Below are 13662 nucleotides of genomic sequence, written 5' to 3'. Positions count from 1 at the left end.
CTACCTTTTGCCTCTGCAGGGCGCGTCAGGTAAGGGATTCAGCCCCCCGTTCACCGCCAGCGAGCCCGACGCCCGCTGACCTGTCCGACCTTAACTGCGCCAGGGCGATCGTCTCCCGACCCTGCATCAATATCGGCGTTCTCCAGCGCTATCAGGCTGAATAGCAAGGCTAGTTTGGACTGTATCCCATCACCACACCGCTCAGACCTGACAGCTGCTTCAGATCGCCAAGCTGGCCTTTCAGCTTATCTTTCGACGCATCAGGGCCAACCAAAATTCGGGTGATTTTCCCCTGCACCGGCGTCGAAGGCGACGTGTAAACCTTGAACCCGGAGGAGCGCAGCTTACCGACAATTTCATTTACCTTGTCCGCATTCTTCAACGCCCCCAGCTGCACCACGTAGGCTCTGCCGGTTGGCGCAGGAATTTCAGCAGGCTTCGGCGCCGGCGTCTGGGCGGCAGTCTGCTGCTGCTGCGGCGGCTGAGGCTTATCGACCGGCTTAGGCTGCGGCTGCGGTTGCGGCTTCGGCTGAACCTGAGGTTTTGGCTGCGGCTTGGGCGCGACAACCGGCTCCTGAACATCATCGAAGCTGTTACTGTTCACCGGGATGCGCGACGGATCCAGCGACGGCGCCGCCGCATTGCCGGCCCTCACCTCTTCTGCCGCCCCTTCCGGAGGCTGAGCAGGCAAGGCCTGAGTTGCCGCCGGTAGCATGTCAGGCTCATCGCGATCGCCCGGCTTCGGCACCAGCGGGATCGCCGCAAACTCATCCTGATAGTGTTTTTTCTGACCGTCAAGCAGCCCTGGAAGGATAATGACTCCCAGCGCCACCAGCACAATCGTCCCGACTAAACGGTTCTGAAACTTACTCGCCACCGATTCTCCCCGCGTCTATTTCTTCCATTACATGCGCCACCGTGTGGAATGAACCACACACCAGCACCGTATCTTCCGGTCCGGCATCGGCCATGGCCGCATGCCATGCCTGAGCGACGTCCGCGCAGGCTCGCCCTGTACGCAAATGCTCCAGCAGCTGTTCCGCCGTTGCCCCACGCGGCCCTTCCAGCGGCGCGCAGTACCAGCAATCGACTTCAGCCGTCAGGTTTGCCAGCGTACCGGCAATATCCTTATCATGCAGCATACCAATAACCGCCAGCACGCGCCCCGTTTTCGGCAGGCTTTTGAGACGTCCGGCCAGATAGGCCGCCGCATGTGGGTTATGGGCAACGTCGAGGATCACGCGCGGCGTTTCGCCAATTATCTGGAAACGCCCGGGTAGCATCGCCTGCTTAATGCCGTCGCGAATCGCCCGTTCGTTCACCGCCAGCCCGCTGGCGCGCAGCGCGGCCAGCGCCGTAGCCGCATTCGGCATTGGCACCTGAGGCAGCGGCAGCCCTGCCAGCGTCCCCTGCTCGTCGCTGAAATCCCACGCCTGCTCGCCGGTAACATAGCGCCAGTCAAGGTCACGACGGCGCAGCAGCGCGCCTTTTTCCGCCGCAACGTCGGCAATGGTATGAGGCATATCCGGCTCACCGACGATAGCCGGCTTGCCTGAGCGGAAAATACCGGCCTTTTCGCGGCCGATGCTTTCGCGATCCGGCCCCAGCCAGTCGGTATGATCGAGCGCAATGCTGGTCACCACCGCCACGTCGGCATCAACGATATTTGTCGCGTCAAGGCGACCGCCCAGCCCAACCTCAAGGATAACAACGTCCAGCTGCGCCTGCTTAAACAGCCACAGTGCGGAGAGCGTACCGAACTCAAAATAGCTCAGGGATATTTCGCCGCGCGCCGCTTCGATTTCAGCGAAAGAGGCGGTATGCGCCGATTCTGCCAGCTCCTCTCCCTGCACGCGTACGCGTTCGGTATAGCGCACCAGATGCGGTGAACTGTAGACGCCGACCCTATAGCCCGCCGCCATCAGCACCGACTCCAGCGTACGGCAGGTGGTCCCCTTACCGTTGGTGCCCGCCACCGTAAATACGAACGGCGCAGGTTTCACTACCGCCATCCGCCCGGCAACCTCGTTCACGCGCGTCAGCCCGAGATCGATAGTTTTGCTGTGCAGATGCTCCAGATAAGAAAGCCACGTAGCCAGGGGCGACGTGGCCTGAGGAATAGGTTCTTTTTCCATGATGTCCGCAAGAGTTAACGGTAAATACGCTCATCTGTCAGCACGCCGCGATGCGGCCAGGTCAGGATGATGTCGCGTAGTTATTTGAATATAAAAAAAGGGCAGCACCGTCAGGCCTGCCCTCTGCACTATCAGGCCTCTGGTTCCTGATCCGGTACCGGCGGCACCGCGTCGCCTTCATGAGAAACCTCCGGGCATGGCGCCGGGAGATTCATCAGCTTCGCCAGAATACTGGCCAGCTTCAGGCGCATTTCAGGGCGACGTACGATCATGTCGATCGCCCCTTTTTCAATCAGGAACTCGCTGCGCTGGAATCCTGGCGGCAGCTTTTCGCGTACGGTTTGCTCGATAACGCGAGGGCCGGCAAAGCCGATCAGCGCTTTCGGTTCCGCGATGTTCAGATCGCCGAGCATCGCAAAGCTCGCCGATACGCCGCCCATCGTCGGGTCGGTCAGCACGGAGATATACGGTAAACCGCGCTCCTGCATTTTCGCCAGCGCGGCTGACGTTTTCGCCATCTGCATCAGCGACATCAGCGCTTCCTGCATGCGCGCGCCGCCGGACGCTGAGAAGCAAACCAGCGGGCAGTTGTCTTCCAACGCCTGCTCAACGGCACGTACGAAGCGCGCGCCCACCACCGAGCCCATCGAACCGCCCATAAAGGCGAATTCAAAAGCAACGGCGACAACCGGCATGTCGTACAGCGTGCCCTTCATAACCACCAGCGCATCTTTCTCACCGGTCTCTTTTTGAGCCGACGCCAGGCGGTCTTTGTATTTTTTCGAATCGCGGAACTTCAGCACATCTTTCGGCTCGAGCTCGCTTCCCAGCTCCACAAGGGAACCTTCGTCCAACAGGCTATGCAGGCGATTACGCGCCGACATACGCATATGGTGATCGCACTTAGGGCAAACCTCCAGGTTGCGCTCCAGCTCTGCGCGGTACAGTACCTGACCGCAGCTGTCGCACTTGGTCCATACACCCTCAGGAATGCTTGCCTTGCGGGTGGGAGTTATATTGCTTTTAATTCGTTCAATCCAGCTCATTGATAACCTTTCTGCCTGAACCTGGTCGATGCCAGTTTTGTCGTAAGGGGCGCATAATGCCATTTTTGACCCTTACAGACCATGAATGTTGCACATTAAATCATAACATCCCGTCACATGGGATAAAAAAGTGGTCGTACCGCTCACACTTCAATCTGCGGGCGGAGGCGCTCCCCCCCGCAGAAGATTACGCTACAGAGGCTATTTCGACTGCTTCGCCGCCGCGCGCTTGTGGCGAATGATTTCAATCACCCCCGGCAGCACGGACAGGAGAATAATCGCGACAATCAGCAGCTTCAGGTTTTCCTGGACGATCGGCAAATCGCCAAACAGGTAGCCTGCATAGGTGAACAGCAGCACCCACAGCAATGCGCCAACCACGTTATAGGCCGCAAAATGACGATAGGACATGTGGCCCATTCCCGCCACAAATGGCGCAAAGGTTCTGACAATCGGCACGAAGCGAGCGAGGATAATGGTTTTGCCGCCGTGACGCTCGTAGAACGAGTGGGTCTTGTCCAGATAGCTGCGGCGGAAGATTTTAGAATCAGGATTACTGAAGAGCTTTTCACCGAACAGCCGCCCGATGGTGTAGTTCAGGGCATCGCCGACAATCGCCGCGATAACCATCAGCACCACCATCAGATGCACGTTCAGATCGTTAGTCGGCAGCGCTGACAGCGCGCCGGCAACAAACAGCAGCGAATCTCCCGGCAGGAACGGTGTGACCACCAGACCCGTTTCGCAAAACAAAATCAAAAACAGAATGGCATAAACCCAGATACCGTACTCGGCAACCAGTTCGGCCAGGTGTACATCTATATGCAGGATGAAATCAATTAAAAAGCGAATCAGGTCCATACCGTTTGAGTCCTTAATAGCAATACGTAAAATCCTTCACGGCGTATCCAGGCGGCCGAACGGTAGCTCCCGGGCCACCTCAAGAGGCAAGCCCGGGGAAACCAGCGCGGCCGGCAGCGCGGCAGCCTGAAGGATGAGGCGTATACGTCAGTCCGCCAGAAACAGCGGGCCCATCGGCATCACCGGCAGATCGAAATGGGCCGGATAGTCGACCGACACCAGATACAATCCTTCGGCTTTTGCCGTCGCGGCGGCTAGCTTCCTGTCTTTTGCCGCCAGAAGTTCTGCAATCCAGCTCTCTGGCTGGTTACCGGCCCCCACTTCCATCAGGCTGCCGACAATGTTCCTTACCATATGATGTACAAAGGCGTTTGCTTTGATATCGACCACCACATATGCGCCATAACGGGTGACGCTAATGTGCTTAATGTTGCGCCAGGGCGTACGCGACTGGCACTGCAGCGCGCGGAACGAGGTAAAATCATTCTCGCCCAGCAGGCACTGCGCCGCACGCTGCATCCGTTCGGCATCCAGAGGCTGGTGATAATGAGTCACCCCCTGGCTTAACACCGCCGGGCGCAGCCGATGATTATAGATAACGTAGCGGTAGCGGCGCGCCGTTGCGCTGAAGCGCGCGTGGAACTCTTCCGGCACATGTTTAACCCACCGCACGGCAATGTCACCAGGCAGATTCGCATTCACGCCCAGCGTCCAGGCCGCGTCTTTACGCAGCGCACGCGTTTCAAAATGCACCACCTGTCCGGTGCCATGAACGCCGGCGTCGGTGCGGCCCGCGCAGAAGACGTTAATCGGTTCATTCGCCACCTGCGAGAGCGCCTTTTCCAGCTTCTCCTGCACGCTACGCACTTCGTTCTGCCGCTGCCAGCCGTAATATTTACTGCCGTCGTACTCGATGCCCAGCGCGATTTTACAGACCGGCTGCTGCTCCATCTCAGACATCAGTAAAAATACTCCTGCACCAGCCTCTCAGCGGTTTTCACCGCCATCAGCGCGCCGCCGAAGCGGACGTTGTCGGCAACGGACCAGAACTGAATCTGCTCCGGCATCCCGTAATCGTTACGCACGCAGCCGACGGAGAGTTGGCTGGTGCCGGAAGCGTCGCCAACCTGAGTCGGAAACTCGCTCGCTTCGGACAGCTCGATATCTTCGCCGCGTACGAAGGCATCGCGCGCCTCTTCTGCGGCCAGCGGACGCATGGCTTCGAAATTAACCACCTGCGCATGGCCGTAGAATACCGGCGACTGGACCACGCTTGCGGAGATCATCAGCCCTTCATCCTGGAGGATCTTCCGTACTTCGTCGACGATACGCCGCTCTTCCAGCACGCTGCCTTCACGATCGGGCAGAATGGGCAGCATGTTGAACGCCAGCTGACGACCAAAGTAATCATCTTCATCAATCGGCATGCCGTTGAGCAGCTTAGCGCTCTGCCCCGCCAGCGCGCTGACGGCTTTTTTACCTTGGGCGGAGACGGAGAGCAGGCTGGTGACCTGAATACGCGACAGGCCGCCTTCATCAATCAGCGGCTTCAGCGCGGCCAGCAGCTGGCTGGTCAGGCTGTTGGCAACGGCAATAACGTTACGATTGCGATAATCAGCCAGCACAAATGGGTTAACTTCCGGAACCACCAGCGGGACGTCCGGCTCCAGCGCGAACAGGCCACTCAGGTCGATAACCAGACAGCCAGAGTTAGTCGCCTCATCAACGTAGGCCGCCGTGGCCTCGACGCCGGCGGCGAAAAAGGCCAGCTGGGCCTGAGTCCAGTCAAACTCCGCGGCATCCTGTACGATGACCGACTTACCGTTAAAACGCAGATGTTCGCCCGCGCTTTCGTTACGCGCCAGGGCGTAAATATCACCCACCGGGAACTGACGTTCAGCAAGGGTTTCGAGCAGGGCTTCGCCGACGGCGCCCGTTGCGCCTAGTATGGCAATATTCCAGCCTTCAGACATGGTGGTTTACTCCAGGAAAAAGCGACCCTGCAGGAGTATCCAACAGGGTCATTAAGAAGATATTAACGAACAGGGTGATGTATGGCATTAAAGCCGAGCTGCCGCAACAGCGTCGCCGCCTGCTCATCGCTGCACTGTACGTATAGCGAAGACCATTCACGGCGTTCCTGGTAATTTTTGCGCAGCTTGTCAAATTCGCCCGCAGCACCGGCCACTTTTCGCAGCGGCGCATCGTCGCGGCGCACATCATACACCAAATGGACCAGCCTTTTCAGAGTTGCCTGATCGAGCGCGCCGTGCAGGGTGATACGGCCAAACTCCGGCGCCGGCAGCAGGGTATCCAGCGCCACCTGCTGCGGATGACCGATAAACGCGCTGTAGGCTTCAAACACCTGGGTCGTCCCGCGCGCTTTCCCTTCAAGGGTATAGCCCGCAATATGCGCGGTACCGATATCCACGCGATCCAGCAGCTCAAGGTTAAGATCCGGCTCCGGCTCCCAGACGTCAAGCACGACGCTCAGCGGCTGCCCGACCTGCAGGCATTTCAGCAATGCGCCGTTATCAACCACCGGACCACGGCAGGCGTTAATTAACACCGTTCCCGGCTTCAGGCGGCCGATCAGCGCCTCATCCGCGAGGTGCAGCGTCTTGTATTGCCCTTCTTTATATAAAGGCGTGTGGAACGTCAGCACATCGGCCTGTTGAACCAGCTCGTCAAGGCTGCGGAAATCGCCTTCATCGCCGCGATCCGCGCGCGGCGGATCGCACAGCAGCGTTTTGATCCCCAGCGCTTCAAGACGTTTTTGCAGGCGTCCGCCGACGTTGCCCACCCCCACGATCCCGACGGTACGATCGGTCAGCGCAAAGCCATCGCGCTCGGCCAGCATCAGCAGCGCCGAGAAAACATACTCAACCACCGCAATAGCGTTACAGCCCGGTGCGGCGGAAAAACCGATCCCCGCCTGCTGCAGCCACGCCTGGTCGACATGATCGGTACCCGCGGTCGCGGTTCCGACAAACTGAATAGCCTTGCCGGCAAGCAGCGCTTCATTGACTTTAGTGACGGAACGGACCATCAGCGCGTCGGCATCGGTCAGCGCTTCAGCCGGAATTGGGCGGCCGGGGACCGCCCTCACCTCGCCCAAACGGCTAAAAAGCTCACGGGCATAGGGCATATTTTCATCAACGAGGATTTTCACGGTTCAGTACCTGTCTGAGAACGAGAGTAAACCGGGGAAGTGTGCCATAATCTCGCCGCCAGGAACATCATCACCGGCCTCAGTACAGTAATACGGAAAGGATTAATCATGACACAACCCGTTTCAGGTATGTCCGATCGCCCTCCGGGGACGGCTCCCTCCGGCGCTTCCGTCGCCGGGGAGCTGTCGCTTACCACCCAGCAACGCACCGTTCTCGAGCGATTGATAACGCGCCTGGTGGCGTTAACATCGCAGCAGAACGCGGAAGTGTGGGCCGGAATCAAGCACGATCTGGGACTCAAGGGCGATGCGCCGCTGCTGGCATGCCACTTTGCCGCCGCCGAAAGTCACCTGAACCAGCGCCTGACCGTTGCGCAGCAAAACCATCACCATCGTCAGACTCTGGCGCAGCTCGGCGAGCTGCTGAATCAGGGCAACAATCGTCAGGCGGTGAGCGATTATATTCGCCAGCACTATGGGCAAACCGCGCTACACGCGCTGACCCAGCAGCAGCTTGAGAACGTGCTGCAGCTGCTGCAGAACGGCCGGCTGTCGATTCCGTCGCCCCAGCAGCGTCAGCCTACGCTGCGCCCGCTGCTGCCGGCGGAGCACAACACGCTGAACCAGCTGGTGACCCGTCTTGCTGCCGCAACCGGCGAGCCAGGTAAGCTTATCTGGCAGTCGATGCTGGAGCTGTGCGGCGTGAAAACCGGCGAGCTGATCCCGGCAACGCATTTTACCCCGCTCTCCTACTGGCTTCAGGCGCGGCAAACGCTAAGCACCCAGGCCAGCCCGACGCTCAACTCGCTGCAGGCCGCGCTGAAACAGCCGCTTGAAGCGCAGGAGTGGCAGAAGATCGCCGATTTTGCCCGCCACAGCTGGCACGTGACGCCGCAATCGGTGCTGAGCTCCAGCCAGATACTGACGCTGTTGAACAAAGTCTTCGTGCTGCGCGTGGCGCGAGCCCAGGAGACGCTGGCTATCCCATCGCTGCGGTCGGAACCCACTCCGCTCTCCGCACGGCTCAAAAAACCGTGGTTTATCCTGCTGGCGCTGGCAGCGGCGGCGCTGCTGTGGCTGATGATTGCATAGCTCTTAGCGCAAGAAAAACACCGCCGATACGCTGCGTAAGGCGTTAAAGACGCTGGAGGAGGATGGTTTAATTGAGCGCCGTCACGGATCCGGGATCCTGGATCAGAAATAAACATTTTCAGGCCTCGGTCACGCATTTAAACAGTTTTACTAAAATAGCCCGGAATGAAGGTAAAACGCCCTCCAGTCAAATTATCAAATTTGCATTACAGTCGGCATCAGAGGAAATAGCTAAAGGCCTGCAGCGACAGCACGGAGAGCCCGTCTATATAAAAAGGCTACGCTTTATCGACAATATTGCGATGCAATTAGAAGAGACCTGGCTCTCGGCGACGCGTTTTCCTGACCTGACGATTGCCATATGAAAAAATCGAAGTTTGCGTATATTGAAAATGAATGCGGGATCAGAACAGACGGATGCTACGAATCCATAGTCCCCATTCTTCCCTGCCCCGTGCTGGCTAAACTGTTACATATCAGCATTAATGATCCCATCATCCGCATGCAGACCCAGCCGATAGACGAACAGCACCAGCCTATCGACGACTCAATCCTCTATACCAATATGTTTGAGTTTCAGGTGAAGTACTATCTTCCGCGCAAGGCGGCCGGCCCTCATTCACCGCGGGCCGAGCCATAAGCCTATTTTCGTAACGATACCAGGGTGACGACAATCCCCAGCGCGGCGCAGACGGCCGCCGCCAGGAAGACGGACGGGTAGCCCAGGGACGTCGCCAGCAGTCCGGCAAGCGGGCCGCTAATACCGTATGAGATATCCTGAAATGCCGCATAGCCGCCCAGCGCGGTGCCGCGCACCTGCGGCGGAACGCGTTTCACCACCTCCACGCCCAGCGACGGGAAGATAAGCGAGCAGCCGCAGCCGGTCAGCGCGGCGCCAGCTAAGGCGACCCAGGCATCCGGAGCCAGCCACAGCAGCGTCAGGCCCGCGGCCTCAATCAGCAGCGAGACCATCGCCACCTTCACCCCGCCGAAGCGATCGGGCATCCAGCCGAACAGGATACGCATCAGCACGAAGGCGCCGCCAAAAGCGGTCAACGTAAAGCCGGCCATCGCCCAGCCGTTGCTGGCAAAGTAGAGCGAGACGAAGGTGCCAATCACCGCAAACCCGACGCCCTGCAGGGCGAGGCCAATCCCCGGACGCCAGATCATACCGACCACGCTCCACAGCGACGGGCGCTCGCCGCCGTGAGCCGGAACCTTGCGGACCGTGCCGTTAATCGCGAGGGCCAGCAGCGGCAGCGCCATAGTGACGCAGGCCAGCACCGCAACGCCGTAGTGCGTGTAGATCAGCAGCCCCAGCGGGGCGCCAGCCGCCAGCGATCCATAGATGGCCATTCCGTTCCATGACATGACTTTTCCCGAACGCGTCGGCCCGACGAGGCCCAGCCCCCAGCTCAGGTTACCGGTTAGCAGCTGGCTCTCGCCAAAGCCAAGGATCAGGCGGCCCAGTACCAGCAGCGCGAATTTCGCCACAATCGACACCGGCAGCAGCGCCGCCAGCAGCCACGCGGCGCCGGCCAGCGCGCAGGCCAGCATGCCCTGCAGTACGGAGCGTTTAGCGCCGTACTGATCGGCGAGGCGACCGGCGTAACCTCGCGTCAGCACCGTCGCCAGAAACTGTATTCCGACGGCGATGCCGACCATCGTGTTGCCAAAACCGAGCTCATGGTGCACGAAAAGGGGGATCACCGGCAGCGGAAGGCCAACGGTCATGTAGGTCAGAAATACGGAGAACGTAATGCGAAATAGCGAAATATTCGCGGAAGAGGGATCTGTTTTTTCTGTCGCTGCGGACATGCTTTACTCCAGTTCGCAGAGTAAGACGAGGTGAGTGTGCCTCCCTGCGCCAGGCTCTCTCAATAATGCAAAAAAGGGAGCCAGCCGGCTCCCTTTTCAATTACTGACTGACTATGCGTCGTGTTTACGCATCACCAGGGTGGCATTGGTGCCACCAAAACCGAAGCTGTTGGACATAACGGTGGTCAACGCACGTTCAGTCGGCTTAGTCACGATGTTCAGGCCAGCGGCCTGCTCGTCCATCTCGTCGATGTTGATGCTTGGCGCGATAAAGCCGTGTTCCAGCATCAGCAGAGAGTAGATAGCTTCCTGTACGCCTGCGGCGCCCAGCGAGTGGCCGGTCATCGCTTTCGTTGCGGAGATAGCCGGGCTGTTATCGCCGAAGACTTCACGGATCGCACCCAGCTCTTTCACGTCGCCAACCGGAGTTGAGGTACCGTGGGAGTTCAGATAATCAATCGGGGTATCAACGCCCTGCATCGCCATGTGCATGCAGCGAACGGCACCTTCGCCCGATGGGGCGACCATGTCGGCGCCGTCGGAAGTTGCGCCGTAGCCGACGATTTCAGCATAGATGTGCGCGCCGCGCGCCAGAGCGTGCTCCAGCTCTTCAACCACAACCATCCCGCCGCCGCCAGCGATGACGAAACCGTCGCGGTGCGTATCATAGGTACGGGACGCTTTGTCCGGAGTTTCGTTATATTTGGTGGACAGGGCGCCCATTGCGTCGAATTCGCAGGCCATTTCCCAGCACAGCTCTTCGCCGCCGCCGGCAAAAACGATGTCCTGTTTACCCAGCTGAATCTGCTCTACGGCATTGCCGATACAGTGTGCGGAAGTCGCGCAAGCGGAGCTGATAGAGTAGTTAACGCCGTGGATTTTGAACGGTGTGGCAAGGCAGGCTGAAACGGCAGAGGCCATCGCTTTAGTCACGACGTACGGGCCAACGGCTTTCAGGCCACGCGGGCTACGCATCGCGTCTGCGCCAAACACCTGATATTTAGAAGAACCGCCAGAACCGGCGATCAGACCCACGCGCGGGTTATTTTGATAAACCTCTTCTTTCAATCCAGCATCTTCTACGGCCTGCTGCATTGAGAGGTAGGCGTAGATAGAAGCATCGTTCATAAAGCGAACCACTTTACGGTCGATCAGACCGGTGGTATCCAGCTTAACGTTGCCCCATACGTGGCTGCGCATACCTGAATCTTGAAATTCCTGAGAGAAAGTGATCCCTGAACGTCCTTCACGCAGAGATGCTAGGACTTCCTGCTGGTTGTTACCGATGCTGGAAACGATGCCCAAGCCAGTAATCACTGCACGTTTCATTCAATACCTCTGTAAGTCGCACTATTTTAAGTTTCGAGTCGCACAATAGCGTACACTTGTACGCCGAACAAGTCCGATCAGCCATTTTGTGTATAAATTTGCGCCTCCCGGCACACATCGTTAAGATCGTTCTACGCCTTGAGATTCGAGTAACTTACGTGAAACAAAACGCCATACAACCTGCCAACCTGGAATTCAACGCTGAGGGTACACCTGTTTCCCGAGATTTCGGCGACGTGTACTTTTCCAATGACAACGGTCTGGAAGAGACCCGCTACGTCTTTCTCGGCGGCAACCGCCTCGGTGAACGCTTTCCCACTCATTCACACCCGCTATTTGTGGTTGCTGAGAGCGGATTCGGCACCGGCCTCAACTTCCTCACGCTGTGGCAGGCGTTCGACGTTTTTCACCGTGACTCCCCCGAAGCTACCCTGCAAAGATTACATTTCATCAGTTTTGAAAAATTTCCGCTCACCGCCGCCGATCTGGCCCTGTCCCACCGGCACTGGCCGGAGCTGGCCCCGTGGGCGGAGCAGCTGCAGGCCCAGTGGCCGCTGCCCGTTGCCGGCTGCCATCGACTGCTGCTCGATGACGGCCGCGTGACCCTGGATCTATGGTTCGGAGATATCAATGAGCTGACCCTTGAGCTTGATGACTCTCTCAATCAGCAGGTCGATGCCTGGTTTCTCGACGGATTTGCTCCGGCAAAAAACCCGGATATGTGGACGCCTGAACTCTTCGCGGCTATGGCCCGGCTGGCGAAACCGGGCGGAACGCTGGCAACCTTCACCTCCGCAGGTTTTGTCCGTCGCGGCCTGCAGGAAGCCGGCTTTACCATGCACAAGCATAAAGGTTTTGGCCGCAAGCGAGAGATGCTTATCGGCGAGATGAGCCGCGAGCTGAACCTGCCCGCGCGCGCGCCGTGGTTCGCCCGCACCGCCGCCGATAAGCGCGAAGTGGCGATTATCGGCGGCGGGATTGCCAGCGCCCTGCTGTCGCTCGCGCTGCTGCGCCGCGGCTGGCAGGTGACGCTCTATTGCGCCGACGATGCGCCAGGCGAAGGCGCATCCGGCAATCGTCAGGGGGCCCTGTATCCGTTGCTCAGCCAGCACGACCCGGCTCTGGCCCGCTTCTTCCCCGCCGCATTTACCTTCGCGCGCAGAATATATGATGCGCTGCCGGTCACCTTCGACCACCAGTGGTGCGGAGTGACGCAGCTCGCCTGGGATGAGAAAAGCGCGCAAAAAATCGCCCAGATGCTTGAGCTCAATCTGCCGGCGGAAATTGCCGTTGCCGTCAGCGCCGAAACGGCGGCGCAGGCGACCGGCGTGGAGACCGGCTGCGGCGGGATCGCCTATCCCTCAGGAGGCTGGCTCTGTCCGCAGCAGCTGACGGCCGAACTCTTCGCGCTGGCGGCGACCCGCGGGCTGCGCGCGCGCTACGGTTTTAAGGTGGAGACGCTCACCGCCGATGGCGACGGCTGGCAGCTGAACCAGCGCCAGCAGCATGCGGTGGTGGTACTGGCGAACGGCCATCAGCTAACCACCTTCAGCCAAACCGCGCAGCTGCCGGCCTATCCGGTGGGCGGACAGGTTAGCCATATCCCGACGACGCCGGGGCTTTCTCAGCTGCGTCAGGTACTGTGCTATGACGGCTACCTGACGCCGCAAAACCCGCATAATCAGCGGCACTGTATCGGAGCCAGCTATCATCGCGGGCAGACGGAAACGGCTTTCAGCGCGGAGGATCAGCGGCAGAACCGTCAGCGTTTGATCGACTGTTTCCCCGATGCCGGGTGGGCCCAGGAGGTCGATACCAGCGCCAACGAAGCCCGCTGTGGCGTACGCTGCGCCACCCGCGACCATTTGCCGATGGTAGGCAACGTGCCGGACTATGATGCCACCTTGACCCGGTACGCTCTGCTTGCCGGGCAGAAGGAGGATGCGCCGTCTGCTCCGGTGCATCGCAATCTTTATCTTCTCGGCGCGCTGGGATCGCGCGGGCTGTGCTCCGCGCCGTTAACGGCGGAAATTCTGGCGGCGCAGATGAGCGGGGAACCGCTGCCAATGGATCGCGAAACGCTGGCGGCGCTCAATCCCAATCGGCTATGGGTGAGGAAACTGCTGAAGGGAAAAGCGGTGAAATAACCCGTAGAGGTCGCCCGGATGGCATTATCCGGGCGATTCCCCGACCTCGCGACGCTCGGCCG

General features: G+C 59.3%; 11 protein-coding genes and 1 pseudogene. 3 read left to right on the top strand and 9 right to left on the bottom strand.

Going from position 1 to position 13662, the window contains the following annotated elements; translation table 11 throughout:
- Nucleotides 1-169: 169 nt before the first annotated feature.
- From dedD to pdxB, 7 genes are all read right to left on the bottom strand, one after another.
- Entirely contained in the window at nucleotides 170-877 is a 708-nt protein-coding gene (dedD, locus tag QFI97_RS09010; RefSeq protein WP_346430965.1) for a cell division protein DedD, read from the bottom strand.
- On the bottom strand, nucleotides 867-2135 hold the full coding sequence (folC, locus tag QFI97_RS09005; protein ID WP_095100519.1) for a bifunctional tetrahydrofolate synthase/dihydrofolate synthase: 1269 nt from the start codon (nucleotides 2133-2135) through the stop codon (nucleotides 867-869). The genes dedD and folC overlap by 11 nt, the downstream gene beginning before the upstream one ends.
- Before the next feature lie 131 nt (nucleotides 2136-2266).
- Nucleotides 2267-3181, bottom strand: coding sequence for an acetyl-CoA carboxylase, carboxyltransferase subunit beta (gene accD, locus QFI97_RS09000; RefSeq protein WP_189339864.1), 915 nt, complete (start codon nucleotides 3179-3181; stop codon nucleotides 2267-2269).
- Nucleotides 3182-3382: 201 nt separating this feature from the next.
- Nucleotides 3383-4042, bottom strand: a complete 660-nt coding sequence (locus tag QFI97_RS08995) for a DedA family protein (protein WP_095100515.1) — start codon at nucleotides 4040-4042, stop codon at nucleotides 3383-3385.
- Nucleotides 4043-4189: 147 nt separating this feature from the next.
- Entirely contained in the window at nucleotides 4190-5002 is an 813-nt protein-coding gene (gene truA / locus QFI97_RS08990) for a tRNA pseudouridine(38-40) synthase TruA (RefSeq protein WP_095100513.1), read from the bottom strand.
- Entirely contained in the window at nucleotides 5002-6015 is a 1014-nt protein-coding gene (locus tag QFI97_RS08985; RefSeq protein WP_095100511.1) for an aspartate-semialdehyde dehydrogenase, read from the bottom strand. The genes truA and QFI97_RS08985 overlap by 1 nt, the downstream gene beginning before the upstream one ends.
- 62 nt (nucleotides 6016-6077) lie before the next feature.
- Nucleotides 6078-7214, bottom strand: a complete 1137-nt coding sequence (pdxB, locus tag QFI97_RS08980; RefSeq protein ID WP_346430964.1) for a 4-phosphoerythronate dehydrogenase PdxB — start codon at nucleotides 7212-7214, stop codon at nucleotides 6078-6080.
- A gap of 108 nt (nucleotides 7215-7322) precedes the next feature.
- Here pdxB and flk point away from each other — a divergent pair, with 108 nt between their 5' ends.
- Both flk and QFI97_RS08970 read left to right on the top strand, forming a co-directional pair.
- Nucleotides 7323-8306 (top strand): flagella biosynthesis regulator Flk, encoded by a 984-nt coding sequence (gene flk / locus QFI97_RS08975; RefSeq protein WP_095100507.1) that lies wholly within the window; start codon nucleotides 7323-7325, stop codon nucleotides 8304-8306.
- A 25-nt stretch (nucleotides 8307-8331) separates the two neighbouring features.
- Nucleotides 8332-8946 (top strand): annotated as a pseudogene (locus QFI97_RS08970) (GntR family transcriptional regulator); the annotation flags it as partial.
- Between the two features lie 2 nt (nucleotides 8947-8948).
- Here QFI97_RS08970 and QFI97_RS08965 read toward each other — a convergent pair.
- Nucleotides 8949-10124, bottom strand: a complete 1176-nt coding sequence (locus QFI97_RS08965) for an MFS transporter (RefSeq protein ID WP_331834762.1) — start codon at nucleotides 10122-10124, stop codon at nucleotides 8949-8951.
- A 111-nt stretch (nucleotides 10125-10235) separates the two neighbouring features.
- Complete coding sequence (gene fabB / locus QFI97_RS08960) at nucleotides 10236-11453, bottom strand: beta-ketoacyl-ACP synthase I (protein ID WP_045856114.1); 1218 nt, start codon at nucleotides 11451-11453, stop codon at nucleotides 10236-10238.
- A 158-nt stretch (nucleotides 11454-11611) separates the two neighbouring features.
- Between fabB and mnmC the strand changes: the two genes are divergently transcribed.
- Nucleotides 11612-13600, top strand: coding sequence for a bifunctional tRNA (5-methylaminomethyl-2-thiouridine)(34)-methyltransferase MnmC2/FAD-dependent 5-carboxymethylaminomethyl-2-thiouridine(34) oxidoreductase MnmC1 (mnmC, locus tag QFI97_RS08955; RefSeq protein ID WP_189339863.1), 1989 nt, complete (start codon nucleotides 11612-11614; stop codon nucleotides 13598-13600).
- The last annotated feature ends 62 nt before the right edge of the window (nucleotides 13601-13662 follow it).

Source organism: Klebsiella scottii (assembly GCF_036561945.1).
Classification (GTDB): Bacteria; Pseudomonadota; Gammaproteobacteria; order Enterobacterales; family Enterobacteriaceae; genus Klebsiella; species Klebsiella scottii.
Note: the sequence above shows the minus strand (reverse complement) of the source record. Positions and strands in the feature narration are given on the sequence as shown.